The sequence below is a fragment of the Stenotrophomonas sp. ISL-67 genome (assembly GCF_018612915.1).
Lineage (GTDB): Bacteria > Pseudomonadota > Gammaproteobacteria > Xanthomonadales > Xanthomonadaceae > Stenotrophomonas.
This window is the reverse complement of the sequence record NZ_JAGGRL010000001.1, coordinates 303543-320615: the sequence shown is the minus strand read 5'-3', so window position 1 is coordinate 320615 and position 17073 is coordinate 303543. Positions and strand designations below refer to the sequence as shown.

General features: G+C 66.4%; 16 protein-coding genes. 7 read left to right on the top strand and 9 right to left on the bottom strand.

The features are described from left to right. Nucleotides 1-278 precede the first annotated feature (278 nt). The 5 genes from ispH to murJ all read right to left on the bottom strand — a co-directional run bounded on the left by ispH (nt 279) and on the right by murJ (nt 7348). On the bottom strand, nt 279-1229 hold the full coding sequence (gene ispH / locus J7J08_RS01660; RefSeq protein ID WP_214900903.1) for a 4-hydroxy-3-methylbut-2-enyl diphosphate reductase: 951 nt from the start codon (nt 1227-1229) through the stop codon (nt 279-281). A 53-nt stretch (nt 1230-1282) separates the two neighbouring features. Beyond that, nucleotides 1283-1789, bottom strand: a complete 507-nt coding sequence (gene lspA, locus J7J08_RS01655; protein WP_214900901.1) for a signal peptidase II — start codon at nt 1787-1789, stop codon at nt 1283-1285. Further along, entirely contained in the window at nt 1789-4620 is a 2832-nt protein-coding gene (ileS, locus tag J7J08_RS01650; protein ID WP_214900899.1) for an isoleucine--tRNA ligase, read from the bottom strand. The genes lspA and ileS overlap by 1 nt, the downstream gene beginning before the upstream one ends. Then, on the bottom strand, nt 4617-5564 hold the full coding sequence (locus J7J08_RS01645; protein WP_214900890.1) for a bifunctional riboflavin kinase/FAD synthetase: 948 nt from the start codon (nt 5562-5564) through the stop codon (nt 4617-4619). The genes ileS and J7J08_RS01645 overlap by 4 nt, the downstream gene beginning before the upstream one ends. A gap of 179 nt (nt 5565-5743) precedes the next feature. Further along, nucleotides 5744-7348, bottom strand: coding sequence for a murein biosynthesis integral membrane protein MurJ (gene murJ / locus J7J08_RS01640; protein ID WP_214901571.1), 1605 nt, complete (start codon nt 7346-7348; stop codon nt 5744-5746). A gap of 116 nt (nt 7349-7464) precedes the next feature. On the opposite strand from murJ, the gene rpsT reads away from it, so the two are divergent. After that, nucleotides 7465-7734 (top strand): 30S ribosomal protein S20, encoded by a 270-nt coding sequence (gene rpsT / locus J7J08_RS01635; protein WP_019184515.1) that lies wholly within the window; start codon nt 7465-7467, stop codon nt 7732-7734. A gap of 310 nt (nt 7735-8044) precedes the next feature. On the opposite strand, the gene cgtA is transcribed toward rpsT, so the two are convergent. The 3 genes from cgtA to rplU all read right to left on the bottom strand — a co-directional run bounded on the left by cgtA (nt 8045) and on the right by rplU (nt 9831). Beyond that, nucleotides 8045-9094 carry an Obg family GTPase CgtA gene (gene cgtA, locus J7J08_RS01630; protein ID WP_214900888.1) on the bottom strand — a complete coding sequence of 350 codons (1050 nt, stop codon included), beginning with the start codon at nt 9092-9094 and terminating at the stop codon, nt 8045-8047. 143 nt (nt 9095-9237) lie between these two features. Further along, a complete protein-coding gene (gene rpmA, locus J7J08_RS01625; RefSeq protein WP_019184517.1) occupies nt 9238-9498 on the bottom strand; it encodes a 50S ribosomal protein L27 in 261 nt (86 codons plus the stop codon). Between the two features lie 15 nt (nt 9499-9513). Next, nucleotides 9514-9831, bottom strand: a complete 318-nt coding sequence (gene rplU / locus J7J08_RS01620) for a 50S ribosomal protein L21 (protein ID WP_214900886.1) — start codon at nt 9829-9831, stop codon at nt 9514-9516. A 266-nt stretch (nt 9832-10097) separates the two neighbouring features. On the opposite strand from rplU, the gene uvrA reads away from it, so the two are divergent. From uvrA to J7J08_RS01605, 3 genes are read left to right on the top strand one after another with little or no spacing between them, the layout of a single operon-like run. Beyond that, nucleotides 10098-13106: an excinuclease ABC subunit UvrA gene (gene uvrA / locus J7J08_RS01615; protein ID WP_214900884.1), complete on the top strand. Its 3009-nt coding sequence runs from the start codon at nt 10098-10100 to the stop codon at nt 13104-13106. Next, nucleotides 13103-13510, top strand: a complete 408-nt coding sequence (locus tag J7J08_RS01610) for a thioesterase family protein (RefSeq protein WP_214900875.1) — start codon at nt 13103-13105, stop codon at nt 13508-13510. The genes uvrA and J7J08_RS01610 overlap by 4 nt, the downstream gene beginning before the upstream one ends. Before the next feature lie 22 nt (nt 13511-13532). Then, on the top strand, nt 13533-13889 hold the full coding sequence (locus tag J7J08_RS01605) for a hypothetical protein (protein WP_214900872.1): 357 nt from the start codon (nt 13533-13535) through the stop codon (nt 13887-13889). 67 nt (nt 13890-13956) lie between these two features. Here J7J08_RS01605 and J7J08_RS01600 read toward each other — a convergent pair whose 3' ends face one another. Further along, nucleotides 13957-14388, bottom strand: a complete 432-nt coding sequence (locus tag J7J08_RS01600; protein ID WP_214900870.1) for a copper chaperone PCu(A)C — start codon at nt 14386-14388, stop codon at nt 13957-13959. A gap of 34 nt (nt 14389-14422) precedes the next feature. On the opposite strand from J7J08_RS01600, the gene J7J08_RS01595 reads away from it, so the two are divergent. From J7J08_RS01595 to J7J08_RS01585, 3 genes are all read left to right on the top strand, one after another. After that, on the top strand, nt 14423-15202 hold the full coding sequence (locus J7J08_RS01595) for an enoyl-CoA hydratase/isomerase family protein (protein WP_214900869.1): 780 nt from the start codon (nt 14423-14425) through the stop codon (nt 15200-15202). A 298-nt stretch (nt 15203-15500) separates the two neighbouring features. Continuing rightward, nucleotides 15501-16421 (top strand): acyl-CoA thioesterase II, encoded by a 921-nt coding sequence (tesB, locus tag J7J08_RS01590; RefSeq protein WP_214901569.1) that lies wholly within the window; start codon nt 15501-15503, stop codon nt 16419-16421. 6 nt (nt 16422-16427) lie between these two features. Beyond that, entirely contained in the window at nt 16428-16937 is a 510-nt protein-coding gene (locus J7J08_RS01585; RefSeq protein WP_214900868.1) for a DUF2007 domain-containing protein, read from the top strand. Nucleotides 16938-17073 lie beyond the last annotated feature (136 nt).

The window sequence follows — 17073 nt, the reverse complement described above, 5'->3', positions numbered from 1 at the left end:
TCGATTGGGATGCGACCCTACCGGCGAGGGTGGCCAACATTCGTGCCACCGTCAGCGCGCATGGTCGATTGATCCCGATCCCAATGGCCACGTAACAATTCGTGGGTCCGGCCGTTGGCCGGACACCGCGCGTAGCGCGGCCCAAGCGTCCGAAACCGCTGCGCATCGGTTGCCGCGATTGTTCCGACGTTTAAACGATCCGAAGACATCCGTCAGGTATTCATGCCCCCCGACCGAAAGGCAGCCGGCCAACGGCCGGCGCTACCGGACCGTCACCGTCAGGAGATGAGGCGCAGCCTCAGTTCCTTCGGCAACGCAAACACCATCGATTCCGGTTCGCCGTCCAGTTCGCCGACGCTGCCGGCACCCAGCTCCTTCAGGCGCGCAATCACGCCATCCACCAGCACCTGCGGCGCGGACGCACCAGCGGTGAGGCCGATGTGCTGCTTGCCCAGCACCCACGCCGGGTCAATCTCGTCGGCACCGTCGATCAGGTAACTCTCCACGCCGTCACGGCGCGCGAGCTCACTGAGGCGGTTGGAGTTGGAGCTGTTCGGCGAACCCACCACCAGCACCAGGTCGCAGCGCTTGGCCAGGTCGCGCACGGCGTCCTGGCGGTTCTGGGTGGCGTAGCAGATGTCGTCGTTCTTTGGCCCCTGCATGGCCGGGAAGCGGGTGCGCAGGGCTTCGATGATGCCGCGGGTGTCATCCACCGACAGCGTGGTCTGGGTGGTGTAGGCGAAGTTTTCCGGCTGGTCCAGCACCAGGGTGGCAACGTCTTCAACGTCTTCCACCAGGTAGATCCTGCCGGTGCCGCGCTCGCGGCTCCACTGGCCCATGGTGCCCTCCACTTCCGGGTGCCCGGCGTGGCCGATCAGCACCACGTCGCGGCCGGCACGGCAGTGCCGGGCCACTTCCAGGTGGACTTTGGTCACCAGCGGGCAGGTGGCGTCGAACACTTTCAGCCCGCGCCGCTCGGCTTCCTGGCGCACGGCCTGGGAAACGCCGTGGGCGCTGAAAATAACGGTGTTGCCATCGGGTACCTCGTCCAGTTCTTCGACGAAGATGGCGCCCCGGCGCTTGAGATCATCGACCACGAAACGGTTGTGCACGACCTCGTGACGCACGTAGATCGGCGCACCCAGGGTCTCGATCGCGCGCTTGACGATCTCGATCGCACGATCGACACCGGCACAGAAACCACGCGGATTGGCGAGCAACACATCCATCGGTCAGATACTCCGGCCGGCCGGGGCCGGTTGATACAGGGAACTGGAGGGAATTATCCCGCTTTTTTCTCGGTCTTGCCGTCGAACAGGCCGAACACTGCGATGCCGATGGCACCCACCACGATCGCCGCGTCGGCGATGTTGAACGCCGGCCAGTAGTGCTCACCCACGTACCACTGGATGAAATCGACCACGTGGCCGTGCACCTGGCGGTCGATGACGTTGCCGATGGCCCCGCCGATCACCAGCGCGTACGGCACGGCGCTGCGCCAGTGGGCACGCGGGGTGCGCGAGAGCCAGAAGGCCATCAGCCCGCTGATGCCCACCGCCAACGCGGTGAAGAACCACAGCTGCCAGCCACCGGCGTCGCTCAGGAAACTGAACGCTGCGCCGGTGTTGTAGGTGCGGTACCAGTTCCAGAAGCCGTCGATGACGGCCACCGGCTGGTATTCGGGCAGGCTGGAGAGCACCCAGACCTTGCTCCACTGGTCCAGGCCGATGATGGCGGCCGACAGCAGCAGCCAGACCAGTGCGCTGGGACGCGGACGTGCGGCGCTCATCAGAACCACTTCCTGTCTTCGCCGGCACCGTCGACGTTGCTGGCGCAACGACCGCACAGTTCCGGGTGGGCGGCCACGCTGCCGATGTCGGCACGGTAGTGCCAGCAGCGCACGCACTTCTGCTTGGTGGTCGGCTGGGCACTGACGAACACTTCATCGGTGGTGGCCGCGCGCACGCTGACATCCCCACTGATGAACAGGAAGCGCAGTTCCTCGGCCAGCGGCTGCCAGCGCGCAGCGGTTTCCTCGCTGGCGGCAACGGTGATCTCCGCTTCCAGCGCGGCACCGATGGCACCGTTGGCGCGCATCGGCTCAAGCACCTTGGCCACCTGCTCGCGCAGGGCCAGCAACTGGTCGAAGTCGGCGGCGTTGATCGCGGCATCGGCCGGTAGCGGCACCAGGCCGTCATACCAGGTGGCGAACAGCACGTTCTGCTTGCGCTCGCCCGGCAGGTAGCCCCACAGCTCATCGGCGGTGAAGCTCAGGATCGGTGCGATCCAGCGGGTGAACGCTTCGGCGATGTGGTACATCGCGCTCTGCGCCGAACGGCGGCCGCGCGAGTCGGTCGGCATGGTGTACAGCCGGTCCTTGGTCACGTCCAGGTACAGCGAGCCCAGATCCACGCTGCAGAAATTCAGCAGCAGCTGCACGATCTCGGCCATGTTGTAGCCGGTGTAGGCGGCCTTGATCTTCTCCTGCACTTCCCAGGCGCGATGCACGATCCAGCGGTCCAGCGCGACCATGTCGGCGGGCGCCACCAGGTGCTGGGCCGGGTCGAAGCCGTCCAGGTTGCCGAGCAGGAAGCGCGCGGTGTTGCGCAGGCGCCGGTAGGCATCGGCGTTGCGCTTGAGGATTTCCTGCGACAGCGACATTTCGTTGCTGTAATCGGCCGAGGCGATCCACAGGCGCAGGATGTCCGCGCCCAGGGTTTTCATGATGTCCTGCGGCTCGATGCCGTTGCCCAGCGACTTGGACATCTTGCGGCCCTTCTCATCCACGGTGAAGCCGTGGGTGAGGCACTGCTTGTAGGGCGCATGCTTGTCGATGGCCACGCCGGTGAGCAGCGAGGACTGGAACCAGCCGCGGTGCTGGTCGGAGCCTTCCAGGTACAGGTCGGCCGGTTTGCCGAAGCCACGCTCCAGCAGCACGCCTTCGTGGGTGACGCCGGAGTCGAACCAGACATCGAGGATGTCGGTGACTTTCTCGTAGTGCGCCGCTTCGTCGCCCAGCAGTTCGGCCGCATCCAGCGCGTACCAGACGTCGATGCCGCCGGCCTGCACGCGGTCGGCGACCTGCTGCATCAGTTCAACCGTGCGCGGATGCGGCTCGCCGGTTTCGCGGTGGGTGAACAATGCGATCGGCACGCCCCAGGTGCGCTGGCGGCTGATGCACCAGTCCGGGCGGCCATCGACCATGCTGCCGATGCGTGCCTTGCCCCAGCTCGGGAACCAGCCGACGTTGTCGATGGCGGCCATCGCGTCGCTGCGCAGGTTGGCCTTGTCCATCGAGATGAACCACTGCGGGGTGGCGCGGAACACTACCGGCGTCTTGTGGCGCCAGCAATGCGGGTAGCTGTGCACGATTTCCACGAACGCCAGCAGCGCGCCGGAATCGCGCAGCACGTCCACGATCAGCGGCTGCGCCTTCCACAGGTGCACGCCAGCCAGCACAACGTCGCCGGCAGGCAGGGTGGACGGCAGGTACACGCCACGGCCGTCGACCGGGTTGATCTGGGCGGCGGTGTAGGTGTCCATCAGCCCGTACTGCTGGCTGACCACGAAATCTTCCTGGCCGTGGCCGGGAGCGGTATGCACCGCACCGGTACCGTCTTCATCGGACACGTGCGCGCCGTTGAGCAGCGGGATGTCGCGCTGCGGGTAGAACGGATGGGCCAGCAGCAGGTTTTCCAGCGCGGCACCGGCGGCATGGCCATGGGCCAGCACCTCTTCCACGCCATAGCGGCGCAGCGCGCGCTCGGCCAGGCTGGCGGCGATCACCAGCCAGCGGCGCTTGCCGTTGTGGGCAGGGCCTTCCACCAGGGCGTACTGGATGTCCGCGCCCAGCGACACCGCCAGCGAGGCCGGCAGCGTCCACGGGGTGGTGGTCCAGATCGGCACGGCGACCTCGACATCGGCCGGCAGGCTCACGCCGAAGCGCGCGGCCAGCTGCGCCGCGTCGCGCGCCACGTAGGCCACGTCGATGGCCGGCGAGGTCTTGTCCTGGTATTCGATTTCCGCTTCGGCCAGTGCCGAACCGCAGTCGAAGCACCAGTGCACCGGCTTGGCGCCGCGCACGATGTGGCCATTGGCGAAGATTTTGGACAGCGCGCGGATTTCATTGGCTTCGAAGTCGAAGCTCAGCGTCTTGTACGGGTTGTCCCAATCGCCGACCACGCCCAGGCGCTTGAAGTCGCGGCGCTGCAGCTCGATCTGCTCTTCGGCGTACTCGCGGCACTTCTGGCGGAACGCGACGGCATCCAGCTTGACGCCCACCTTGCCCCACTTCTTTTCGACCGCGATTTCGATCGGCAGGCCGTGGCAGTCCCAGCCCGGCACGTAGGGCGCATCGAAGCCGGCCAGGTAGCGCGACTTGACGATGATGTCCTTGAGGATCTTGTTGACCGCATGGCCCAGGTGGATCTGGCCATTGGCGTAGGGCGGGCCGTCGTGCAGCACGAACAGCGGGCGACCCTGCGCGTTTTCGCGCAGGCGGGCGTACAGGCCCTCGTCTTCCCAGCGCGACAGAATGCCCGGCTCGCGCTTGGGCAGGTCGCCGCGCATCGGGAATTCGGTTGCCGGCAGATGAAGGGTGGCTTTGTAGTCCTGGCTCACGCAGTGGCTCGCAATCTGTGTTCGGAAAGGATGTGACGGGCCTGATCGGCGTCACGGTGCATCTGGTCGGTCAACGCCGCCAGATCATGGAACTTTTCTTCGTCGCGCAGTTTGGCGACGAATTCAACTTGAATGTGCCGACGGTACAGGTCGCCCTGGAAATCGAACAGATGCGCTTCCAGCAGGGGCTCCACCCCGTCTACGGTGGGGCGGGTGCCGAAGCTGGACACCGACGGCCACGGCTGGTCGAACACGCCGTGCACCCAGGTGGCGTAGATGCCCGACAGCGCCGGCGTTTTCGGGAAGCGCAGGTTGGCGGTGGGGAAGCCGAGGGTGCGGCCGAGCTGGCGCCCGCGCACTACCCTGCCCCCGATTGCATACGGGCGGCCGAGCAGGTCGTTGGCGCGGGCGAAATCGCCCTCGCGCAGGAGCTGGCGGATGCGGGTGCTGGAGATGCGCTCGCCATGCAGGTCCACCGGTTCGATTTCGCCGGCCGTGAAGCCGCGTTCGGCGCCCATGGCCTGCAACAGCGCCAGGTCGCCACGGCGACGGTTGCCGAAGCAGAACTCCGGCCCGATCCACACTTCGCGCGCGCCCAGCCGGTGCACCAGCAGCTGCTCGACGAAGGCTTCGGCCGGCATCGCCGCCAGCGTGGCGTCGAAACGCAGCAGGCCAACCGCGTCAATGCCTAGGTCGCGCAGGATGCCGACCTTGTCGCGGGCCAGGGTGAGGCGCGGCGGCGGCTCGCCCTTGGCGAAGAATTCGCGCGGCTGCGGCTCGAACGCCACGGCCACGGCGGGCACGCCCAGGGCGCGGGCACGCGCCACCGCATGCCGCACCAGCGCACGATGGCCCAGGTGCAGGCCGTCGAATGCGCCGATGCAGACCACGCTTCCGTGCGGGAACAAACGCCCGCCTTCGATGCTTCTGAACAACCTGCTCATTTGATGGGGGTCCGACCGGTGAAGGCCCATGTGCAATGCATGACCGGCAAGTATAGCCGGGTGTCCGTGGCAGCCACGCAGGGCGTGGCTCTACGGCGGCCTTGAAGCACGGTCGGTGACGACAACGGCGCCGGCAATGGCCGGCGATTCCCAGAAGATTGGGACTGAAACCGCGTGGATCAATGCTCGCGCAGGTGGCGCGGGCGGAAGCCCATGGCCACCAGGGCCAGCAGGTAGGTCAGGCCGCCACCACCGACCAGCAGCGCTAGGTTGCCGATGCGGTGCCATTTATCCATGTCGGTGAAGTCGGTCATCAACTGCAGCAGGCCCAGCAGCACCGCCACCATGGCCGCGCAGGCCAGGCCCAGCCGGGTCACGTAGCCGCCCCAGCCGGCCTTCGGCTGGTAGACGTCGGTCTTGCCCAGCCAGTACCAGAGCAGGCCAAGATTCAGGTAACTGGACAGCGCGCTGGCAATGCCCAGCGCCAGGTGCAGCCCTGGCTGCTTGCCCAGTGCCACCCACACGCCCTGCGCCTTCAGCGCCTCGGGCACCATCACGTGGTACAGCACGGCCAGCAGGATGAAGTTGAAGACCATGTTGGCCACCAGCGCGACCAGGCCGGCACGCACCGGGGTGCGGGTGTCCTGGCGGGCGTAGAACGCCGGCAGCACCACCTTGAGCAGGGCGAAGGCCGGCAGGGCGAAGCTCAGGCCGTACACCGACAGCGCGGTCATGCGGGTATCGAACGCGGTGAACTGGCCATGCTGGAAGATCGTGGCGATCAGCGGCTCGGCCAGCAGCATCAAGCCAAGCATGGCCGGTACGGCGATCAGCAGCGTGGTGCGCAGGCCCCAGTCCAGCGCGCTGGAGAAGCCGGCCTTGTCGGTACTGACATGGTGGCGGGCCAGCGCGGGCAGGATCACCGTGCCCAGCGCCACCCCGAACACGCCAAGTGGCAGCTCCAGGAAGCGGTCGGCCAGCGACAGCCAGGACTGCGAGCCGTCGGTCAGCTTGGCCGCGATCACCGTGTCCAGCAGCAGGTTGATCTGCGCCACCGACGAGCCGAACAGGGTCGGCACCATCAGGGTCAGCACCTTGCGCACGCCCGGGTGTTTCCAACCCCAGCGCGGCAGGGTGAGCAGGTTGATCCCCTTCAGCGAGGGCAGCTGGAACAACAACTGCAGCACGCCGGCCGCCAGCACCGCCCAGCCCAGCGCCAGGATCTGCTTCTCAGGCGTGCCGCCCAGCCGCGGCGCCAGCCACAACGCGCCGGCGATCATGCACAGGTTGAGGATGACCGGGGTGAGCGCGGGCATCGCGAAGCGCTGGAAGCTGTTCAGGGCTCCACCGGCCAAGGCGGTGAGCGAGACGAACAGCAGGAACGGGAAGGTCAGCCGGAACAGGTCCACCAGCAGGCCGTGCTTGGCCGGGTCGGTCTCCACCCCGCTTGAGAACAGCGTGGCGAGCTGTGGCGCGAAGATCAGCGCCAGCGCGGTGACCAGCAGCAGTACCGCGCCCAGGGTGCCGGCCACGCGCGACATCAGCTCGCGCAGTTCTTCGTGTGATCGGGTTTCCTTCACTTCCGTGAACACCGGCACGAAGGCGGTGGCGAACGAGCCCTCGGCAAACAGCCGGCGCAGGAAGTTGGGCACCCGGAAGGCGACCCAGAAGGCGTCGGTCACCGCGTTGGTGCCGAACGTGGTGGTGACGGCCAGGTCGCGGACCAGCCCCAGCACCCGCGAAATCATGGTCATGCTGCTGAAGGACAGCAGCCCGCGCAACATCCTTGGTGAACTCACCCGTGTTTCCTCTTGACAATTGACTTGACGTACATTTTTCGAGCCATCATACTTTCCAGCTTGCTGTTCCCATTACACCGATTTTTCAGGAAACCACCACTGTGGCCAATATCAAGTCCGCCAAGAAGCGCGCCAAGCAGACCGTCGTGCGCAACGCGCGCAATACGGCTCAGCGTTCGATGCTGCGCACCGCTGTCAAGAAGGTGATCAAGGCGCTCGACGCCAACGATGCCGCCGGCGCCGAGGCAGCCTTTGCCGTCGCCCAGCCGATCCTCGACCGTTTCAGCTCGCGTGGTCTGATCCACAAGAACAAGGCCGCTCGCCACAAGAGCCGCCTGACCGCGCGCATCAAGGCCATCAAGGCTGCCTGATACGGCGCTGCAACGCCGCGCCTGGCGCGGTGTGCGGTACAAAAACCCGGCCCCGGCCGGGTTTTTTGCGCCCGTCCATCCATGGCGGGCGCCCTTCGGGCCATCGGCAAGCGATGTCAAAAACGGCTCCAGGCCGTTTTTTGCGTTGGCCGACCAGACGCAGAAAGCACCCCACGTAGAGCCACGCCCTGCGTGGCTGGCTGCCTGCGATCCAGGACCCTGTGCCAACGGCAGCCACGCAGGGCGTGGCTCTACGGCAGAACGGAAAAACCCGGCCGGAGCCGGGTTCCCCTTTGAAGCACGAACAGCGTCAGAGCGCGTTGCGCGCATCCGCTTCGTCTTCTTTCTGGCGGTCGAAGAACGCCATGATGTTGGTCATGATCGGCCAGGTGCCTTCACGGCCCAGTGCCGAAACCAGGTACCACGGCTGGGTCCAGCCCAGTTCGGCGATGATCTTCTCGGCCGCGGCCCTGGCCTCGCCCTCGAACATCAGGTCGGCCTTGTTCAGGACCAGCCAGCGCGGCTTATCCAGCAGCTCCGGGTCGTGCTTTTCCAGCTCGCGCTCGATCGCACGGACCTGCTCGATCGGCGAGATTTCCACGCCGCCTTCCATGGGCGAGATATCCACCAGGTGCAGCAGCAGGCGGGTGCGCTGCAGGTGGCGCAGGAACTGCGCGCCCAGGCCGGCGCCGTCGGCCGCGCCTTCGATCAGGCCGGGAATGTCGGCGATCACGAAGCTGCGGTAGTTCTCCACGCGCACCACGCCCAGGTTGGGGTAGAGGGTGGTGAACGGGTAATCGGCCACCTTGGGGGTGGCAGCGGACACGGCGCGGATCAGGGTGCTCTTGCCGGCATTGGGGAAGCCCAGCAGGCCGACGTCGGCCAGCAGCTTCAGCTCCAGCTTGAGCAGGCGCTCCTCGCCTTCTTCGCCCGGCAGCGACTGGCGCGGCGAGCGGTTGGTGGAGCTCTTGAAGTGCATGTTGCCCAGGCCGCCCTTGCCGCCCTTGGCCACCAGCAGGATGTCGCCGTGCTGGGTCAGATCGCCGATGACTTCATCGGTGGCCACGTTCATCACCACGGTGCCGACCGGCACGGTGATGACCAGGTCTTCGCCGCCCTTGCCATAGGCCTGGCGGCCCATGCCGTTCTCGCCGCGTTGCGCCTTGAAAATGCGCTCGTGGCGGAAGTCGACCAGGGTGTTGAGGTTTTCGTCGGCGCGGATGTACACGCTGCCGCCATTGCCGCCGTCGCCGCCGTCCGGGCCGCCCAGCGGAATGAACTTCTCGCGACGGAAACCGACGCAGCCGTTACCGCCATTACCAGCGGTGACCTGGATTTCTGCTTCGTCTACAAGTTTCATGATTCTGGATGCCAACTGGAGGCGGTGGGCAACGAAAGCGCCCGACCGCAGAGTCTAACGTGAAAAACAAAAGCCCCGCCGGAGCGGGGCTTTCGTCAGCGGCCCCACGCCACGGCGGGGGCGACGCCCAGGTGTCGCGAAGCTCAGGCTTCGGCGACGACGCTGACGGTACGACGCTTCTTCGGGCCCTTCACCGAGAACTCCACCTTGCCGTCGACGAGCGCGAACAGGGTGTGGTCACGGCCGAGGCCAACGCCGGTACCCGGGTGGAACTGGGTGCCGCGCTGACGCACGATGATGTTGCCGGCATCGATGGCCTGGCCACCGAAGATCTTGACGCCGAGGTACTTCGGGTTGGAGTCGCGACCGTTGCGCGATGAGCCTACGCCCTTCTTATGTGCCATGACTGCTTCTCCTTTTTACTTGCTGCCACCGGCAATGCCGGTGATCTCGATTTCGGTGTAGTACTGACGGTGACCCTGGCGCTTCATGTGGTGCTTACGGCGACGGAACTTGATGATCCGGACCTTGTCGGCACGACCCTGGGACACGACCTTGGCGGTGACCGAAGCGCCGCTCAGCGCGTCGCCCAGCTTGATGCCATCGCTGTCGCCCAGCATCAGGATTTCTTCGAACTTGATCTCGTTGCCCACTTCGACTTCGAGCTTTTCAACGCGGAGCGTTTCGCCCTGCGCCACGCGGTATTGCTTACCGCCGGTTACCAGTACTGCGTACATGACCAGACTTCCTCTGTAGTTATTGTGGTCTATGGACTGCCGCCATCGAGGGCGGACAGAAGCGGGATTTTAATGACTCCACCCGGCCCGGGTCAACCCACCCCCTGCCCCGGGGCCAGATAGGCTGAACCCTGTTCAGGTTCAGGGCCGGCCAGTCGCAGAAGGTGAGACGCAGGGCTGGCAATGTGGCCGATTGCCCCCAAATCCCAAGCTCGGTAGGCTGACCGATTGCCGTCTCCGCTTGCCCCACCTACAACGGATCCCCCATGGCGATGGATTTCATCCGCATCCGCGGCGCGCGGACGCACAACCTCAAGAACATCGATCTCGACCTGCCCCGCGACAAGTTGATTGTCATCACCGGCCTGTCCGGTTCGGGCAAGTCCTCGCTGGCCTTCGACACGATCTACGCCGAAGGCCAGCGCCGTTACGTGGAGTCGCTGTCGGCCTATGCCCGGCAGTTCCTGAGCGTGATGGAAAAGCCGGACCTGGACCATATCGAAGGCCTTTCCCCGGCGATCTCGATCGAGCAGAAGTCGACCTCGCACAACCCGCGTTCAACCGTGGGCACCATCACCGAGATCTACGATTACCTGCGCCTGCTGTACGCCCGCGTGGGCAGCCCGCGCTGCCCGGACCACGGCTACCCGCTGGAAGCGCAGACCGTGAGCCAGATGGTCGACCACGTGCTGACCCTGGACCCGGAACAGCGCTACATGCTGCTGGCCCCGGTGATCCGCGAGCGCAAGGGCGAGCATGCCCAGGTGTTCGACCAGCTGCGCGCGCAGGGCTTCGTGCGCGTGCGGGTGGACGGTGCGCTGCATGAAATCGATGCGGTGCCGCCGCTGGCGCTGCGCCAGAAGCACACCATCGAGGCGGTGATCGACCGCTTCCGTCCGCGCGAGGACATCAAGCAGCGCCTGGCCGAAAGTTTTGAAACCGCGCTGAAGCTGGGCGACGGCATGGTGTCGGTGCAGTCGCTGGATGTGGAAGATGCGCCCGCGCACTTGTTTTCGTCCAAGTACAGCTGCCCGGTCTGCGATTACTCGCTGCCGGAGCTGGAACCGCGCCTGTTCTCGTTCAACTCGCCGGTGGGCGCCTGCCCGGGCTGCGATGGCCTGGGCATGGCCGAATTCTTCGATCCCTCGCGCGTGGTGGTGCACCCGGAGCTGTCGCTGTCGGCCGGTGCCGTGCGCGGCTGGGACCGCCGCAATGCGTACTACTTCCAGCTGATTGCCTCGCTGGCCAAGCACTACAAATTCGACGTGGACGCGCCGTGGCAGAGCCTGTCCGAAAGCGTGCGCCAGGCGGTGCTGTACGGCAGCGGCGATGAAACCATCACCTTCACCTACTTCACCGAAGCCGGTGGCCGCACCCAGCGCAAGCACCGCTTCGAGGGCATCATTCCGAACCTGGAACGCCGCTACAAGGAAACCGAATCGGCGGCGGTGCGCGAAGAGCTGGCCAAGTACATCAGCGAACGCAACTGCCCGGAATGCCAGGGCCAGCGCCTGAACCGTGCCGCGCGCAACGTGTTCGTGGCCGACCGTGCGCTGCCGGAACTGGTGGTGCTGCCGATCGACGAAGCGCTGAAGTTCTTCAGCGGCATGACCCTGCCCGGGTGGCGCGGCGAGATCGCCGGCAAGATCGTCAAGGAGATCGGCGAGCGGCTGGGCTTCCTGGTCGACGTCGGCCTGGATTACCTCACCCTGGAGCGCAAGGCCGACACCCTGTCCGGTGGCGAAGCCCAGCGCATCCGCCTGGCCAGCCAGATCGGCGCCGGCCTGGTCGGGGTGATGTACGTGCTCGACGAGCCGTCCATCGGCCTGCACCAGCGCGACAACGAACGCCTGCTCGGCACCCTCACCCGCCTGCGCGACCTGGGCAACACGGTGATCGTGGTCGAGCATGACGAAGACGCGATCCGCCTGGCCGACTACGTGCTGGACATCGGCCCAGGCGCGGGCGTGCACGGCGGCGAGATCGTCGGCCAGGGCACCCTGCAGGACATCCTGGACGCGCCGCGTTCGCTTACCGGCCAGTATCTGTCGGGCAAGCGTGCGATCGAGATTCCCGCGCGCCGGCACACCCCCAACCCGAAGATGACGCTGCACCTGCGCGGGGCCAGCGGCAACAACCTCAAGGGCGTGGACCTGGACATTCCCTCGGGCCTGTTGACCTGCATCACTGGCGTGTCCGGCTCGGGCAAGTCCACGCTGATCAACGACACCCTGTTCTCGCTGGCCGCCAACGAGATCAACGGCTCCTCGCACCCGATCGCGCCGTACAAGTCGGTGGACGGCCTGGACCTGTTCGACAAGGTGGTGGACATCGACCAGTCGCCGATCGGCCGCACCCCGCGTTCGAACCCGGCCACCTACACCGGTCTGTTCACCCCGCTGCGCGAGCTGTATGCGCAGGTTCCGGAAGCACGTGCACGCGGCTATTCGCCGGGCCGCTTCAGCTTCAACGTGCGCGGCGGCCGCTGCGAAGCGTGCCAGGGCGATGGCCTGATCAAGGTGGAAATGCACTTCCTGCCGGACGTGTACGTGCCCTGCGATGTCTGCCACGGCAAGCGCTACAACCGCGAAACGCTGGAGATCCTGTACAAGGGCTACAACATCAACGACGTGCTGCAGATGACCGTCGAAGATGCGCTGAAGCTGTTCGAACCGGTACCGAGCATCGCGCGCAAGCTGGAAACGCTGGTGGACGTGGGCCTGAGCTACATCAAGCTGGGCCAGAGCGCGACCACGCTTTCGGGCGGTGAAGCGCAGCGTGTGAAGCTGTCCAAGGAACTGTCGCGCCGCGATACCGGGCGCACGCTGTACATCCTGGACGAGCCGACCACCGGCCTGCACTTCCATGACATCGAAGCGCTGCTTGGCGTGCTGCACAAGCTGCGCGACGAGGGCAATACGGTGGTGGTGATCGAACACAACCTGGACGTGATCAAGACCGCCGACTGGATCGTCGACCTGGGGCCGGAAGGTGGCCACCGCGGTGGCACCATCCTGGTCACCGGCACGCCGGAAGACGTGGCCGCGCATCCGGATTCGTACACCGGCCAGTTCCTGGCCAAGATGCTGCCGTCGATCAGCGCGCGCCCGGAACGGCCGGCGGCGATGGCCAACAAGCCCGACGCCCGCCCGCCGCGCAAGGCCAAGCCGGAAAAGCCGGCCAAGGTCGCCAAGAAGGCGGTCGTCGCCAAGCGTGCCGCCACCCCCAGCAAGACCAGCCCAGCCAAGACCACGAAGGCGAAGAAGAAGCAATGAGCAGCGAACACAAGATCATTGCCCGCGTACCGATCAGCGTGCGCTGGCGCGACATGGACAGCATGGGCCACGTCAACAACGCCAAGTACATTTCCTACCTGGAAGAGGCGCGCGTGCGCTGGATGCTGGGCGTGGAAGGCGTGGCGATGACCGACCGGATCGCGCCGGTGGTGGCGGCCACCAACGTCAACTACCGCCTGCCGATCGTGTGGCCCAACGACATCGTGGTGGAGCTGTTCGTCGAACGCCTGGGCAACAGCAGCGTGACCATCGGCCACCGCATCGTGGACCAGAAGAACGACAGCACGCTGTATTCGGACGGCAACGTGGTGGTGGTGTGGATGGATACCCAGACCGGCAAGAGCGCCCCATTGCCGGGCGCACTGCGCGCCGCCTGCAGCTGACGGACGCGACGACGTGGCCGGCATGATGCCCTTGTTGATGATGGCCATCGGTGTGTCCACGCCGACCGCGCCGATGCCCGCCAGCGCCTTCACTTCAGCGTTCAAGATCCAGATAAATCGCGGCCCGGCGGGGGAACTCCCGTCGGGTGGCTGCATGGAGCTGGCGGTGATGCTGGATGCGGACGGCCGGCCGCGCGAGACGGGGATTGTCCGCTCATCGCGGCTGCGCAATGTGGATATGGGCGTGTTGCATGCGCTGAAGGAGTACCGCTTCGATACCACCGGCCTGGCCGATGGCGTGGCCTGGACGGTGTTGTTCAGCTGGTCCAAGGACGGGCAGAGAACGCGGCTGTCCAATGCCTGCGTGGATCTGGGCTGACGGCTGGCCATAGGCCGACGTTACGCGTTTCGAGCTGCCGGCCAGCGGCCGGCACTACCGCGTTGGCTCAAGGGGTGCGTGCTGTGAGCGTGCCGTCTACCTTGCGGCCGTCTTCCAGGCGCAGCTGCAGGGGAACCACCGCACCGGCGCTTAGGGGTGCCTGCGGCTGCATCAGCATCAGGTGCAGGCCGCCGGGCTTGAGTTCTGCGCTGGCGCCGGGCGCGATCGGCAGCCGCTCCACCGCGCGCATGCGGCTGATGCCGTCCACCAGCGTGGTTTGATGCAGCGATACATCGCCGAACGCCGTGCTGTCGGCCGCCACCACCACTACCGGGGCCTTGCAGTTGTTGCGGATCACCCCGTAGCCGGCCGACATCGGCATCGGCCCCTGCGACACCCGCACCCAGCCCTGCTCCACGGTGACGCAGGCCGGTTCGGCCGCGGATGCTGCACCCGCACACACCATCAACAATACGCACACGAATGGTTTGGTTATCATCGTTCCAGCTCCCTGCCCGCAATGAGATCCCAGCATGACGACGCTTATCGAGGTGATCAACCACGGCGACATCCGTGAGCTGCGGCTGGCACGCCCGCCAGTCAATGCGCTGGATACCGAGCTGTGCCGGCAGCTGATCCACGAGGTCGATCTGGCCATGACCGAAGACGCGCACGGGATCATCCTCTCGGGCAGCGAACGGGTCTTCACCGGCGGCATGGACGTGCCACACCTGCTCTCGCACGGCGACGACAAGCACAAGCTGCTGGACAGCTGGAATGCGTTCTTCGGCGCGGTGCGCACCATCGCGCAGAGCCGCATTCCGGTGGTGGCCGCGTTGACCGGGCATTCCCCGGCCGGCGGCTGCGTGCTGGCGCTGTGCTGCGATTACCGGGTGATGGCGCGCAGCGTGGATCCGGCGAAGCCATATGCGATCGGGCTGAACGAGGTGCAGGTTGGGCTGGTGGCGCCGGAGGGCATCCAGCGGCTGTTGCGCCGCGCGGTCGGGCCACACCGGGCCGGGGTCCTGCTGACCACGGGGGCCTTGGTGCCCGCCGAACAGGCGCTGCAGATCGGGCTGGTGGACGAGCTGGCCGACGGCGACCAGGTGGTGCCACGGGCACTGGCCTGGCTGCAGCGGCTGCTGGCCCAGCCGCGCCAGCCGATGCTGCTGACCCGAGCCACGGCCCGGGCCGACCTGCATGAAGCGCTGGACCCGGAGCTGATCCAGCTGCATCGGTTCGTGGACGCGTGGTTCGCGCCGGATGCGCAGAATGCGTTGCACGCGCTGGCGGCACGGCTGGGGAAAGGGTGACGGCCCGGACGGTTTCCCAGGGCCGGCCAACGGCCGGCGGGTACGCGTCATCGCATGCGCGCTGCCGCCCCACAATCCGCACGGCGGATCGTGGGCCCCTCTTATGTTGCTTCCACACCCCCGCCGCTTCGCGGCCGCCCCCGGACTCCGGGGGCTCTCCACCCGACGCACCGCCTGGGCCGGCCAACGGCCGGCGCTACCGATCCATCCGCAGGCCAGAAATCCTGGTAGCGCCGGCCGTTGGCCGGCCCGCATGAACCCGTGATCGCCCCGGTATAATTCGCTTCCGTCAAACCCTCTGGCCATCCCCTTGTCCCAGCCGCACGAACCCGTCGTTTCCGAGCTGATCGACCTGCTCACGCTCGAGCGCCTGGAAGACAACCTGTTCCGGGGGCAGAGCCGCGACATCGGCACCAAATATGTCTTTGGCGGCCAGGTGCTGGGCCAGGCGCTGTCCGCGGCGCAGGCCACGGTCGAGAACGGCCGGCATGTGCATTCGCTGCACGCCTATTTCCTGCGCGCCGGCAACATCGACCATCCGATCGTGTACGACGTGGACCGCACCCGCGATGGCGGCAGCTTCTCCGTGCGCCGGGTCACCGCGATCCAGCACGGCAAGGTGATCTTCTTCTGCGCGGCCTCGTTCCAGCAGGCCGAAACCGGTGCCGAACACCAGCACAAGATGCCGGAGGTGCCACAGCCGGAAGACATCGAACCGAACCGCCCGTTGCCGCCGGAAGTGCTGGAGCGGCTGCCGATCAAGGTGCAGCGCTGGCTGTCGCGTGGCGGCCCGTTCGAGTTCCGCCACGTGTACCCGCGCGATGAACTGCACCCGCCCAAGCGCCCGCCCTACCACCAGGTGTGGCTGCGCCTGAATGAAAAAGTCGGCGATGCGCCCGAACTGCACCAGGCGCTGCTGGCCTATGCGTCGGACTTCCACCTGCTCGGCACCGCGACCTTCCCGCACGGCATCAGCTACTACCAGCCGCACGTGCAGATGGCCTCGCTGGACCATGCGATCTGGTTCCATCGCCCGTTCCGTGCCGACGACTGGCTGCTGTATTCGCTGGATAGTCCCAGCGCACAGGATTCGCGCGGGCTCGCGCGTGGCCAGTTCTTCACCCGCAACGGCATGCTCGTTGCCAGCACCGCGCAGGAAGGCTTGATCCGCGTGGTGGATGACAGTGCCGCGGCCGCCGCCGTACCGGCCAGGGAATAATTCGATATGCGTCAGATCTTCACCAGCCAGCGCGTGGAAACCGTGGAAGGCGTGGCCAAGCTGCTGCGCGATGCCGGCATCGAGGTGCGCATCACCAACGGGCGCTCGTACCACAGCAAGCGCGGCAGCCAGTTCAGTTACCTGGACACCAGCAAGGCCACCACCCACCCCACCCTGTGGGTGGTACACGCCAACGACCAGCCGCGCGCGCGCGAAATCCTGCGCGACGCCCGCCTGTTGGAAACCACCCGGCGCGACCACCCCACCGCCGAATTCGCCTTCCGCGACCAGGCCGCTGACGTGGCCCCGCGCCGCAACTGGGCCTGGCGCATCCGCATCGGCCTGCTGCTGATCATCGCCGCCGTGGCGATGGTGGTGGTGATGCGCCACCGCAGCGCCCCCACTGCGCCGACAACGCCGCCGCAGCAGGTACAGCCGCAGAGCCCGGCAGCCCCGCCGCCGGCGCAGGAAGAAGAAGAGGTCCGGGTTCGCATCCAGCCGGTCGAACAACCGTAAGCGTGCCAGACGCGCCTGGCACGTCACCGGCGCACGTGGTGACGTATCCGGATCTCCCTGCGCACGTAACAATTCGTAGTGCCGACTGTTAGTCGGCAACCGCGCGCCAGCGCGGCACAAGGGTCCGAAGACGCCC

What these genes read in the sequence shown, in the direction of transcription:
- ispH (WP_214900903.1), bottom strand. Translation starts at nt 1,229, where the DNA reads ATGGATGTGTTGCTCGCCAATCCGCGTGGTTTCTGTGCCGGTGTCGAT.
- lspA (WP_214900901.1), bottom strand. Translation starts at nt 1,789, where the DNA reads ATGAGCGCCGCACGTCCGCGTCCCAGCGCACTGGTCTGGCTGCTGCTG.
- J7J08_RS01645 (WP_214900890.1), bottom strand. Translation starts at nt 5,564, where the DNA reads ATGAGCAGGTTGTTCAGAAGCATCGAAGGCGGGCGTTTGTTCCCGCAC.
- murJ (WP_214901571.1), bottom strand. Translation starts at nt 7,348, where the DNA reads ATGTTGCGCGGGCTGCTGTCCTTCAGCAGCATGACCATGATTTCGCGG.
- cgtA (WP_214900888.1), bottom strand. Translation starts at nt 9,094, where the DNA reads ATGAAACTTGTAGACGAAGCAGAAATCCAGGTCACCGCTGGTAATGGC.
- rpmA (WP_019184517.1), bottom strand. Translation starts at nt 9,498, where the DNA reads ATGGCACATAAGAAGGGCGTAGGCTCATCGCGCAACGGTCGCGACTCC.
- rplU (WP_214900886.1), bottom strand. Translation starts at nt 9,831, where the DNA reads ATGTACGCAGTACTGGTAACCGGCGGTAAGCAATACCGCGTGGCGCAG.
- uvrA (WP_214900884.1), top strand. Translation starts at nt 10,098, where the DNA reads ATGGCGATGGATTTCATCCGCATCCGCGGCGCGCGGACGCACAACCTC.
- J7J08_RS01610 (WP_214900875.1), top strand. Translation starts at nt 13,103, where the DNA reads ATGAGCAGCGAACACAAGATCATTGCCCGCGTACCGATCAGCGTGCGC.
- J7J08_RS01605 (WP_214900872.1), top strand. Translation starts at nt 13,533, where the DNA reads ATGATGCCCTTGTTGATGATGGCCATCGGTGTGTCCACGCCGACCGCG.
- J7J08_RS01600 (WP_214900870.1), bottom strand. Translation starts at nt 14,388, where the DNA reads ATGATAACCAAACCATTCGTGTGCGTATTGTTGATGGTGTGTGCGGGT.
- J7J08_RS01595 (WP_214900869.1), top strand. Translation starts at nt 14,423, where the DNA reads ATGACGACGCTTATCGAGGTGATCAACCACGGCGACATCCGTGAGCTG.
- J7J08_RS01585 (WP_214900868.1), top strand. Translation starts at nt 16,428, where the DNA reads ATGCGTCAGATCTTCACCAGCCAGCGCGTGGAAACCGTGGAAGGCGTG.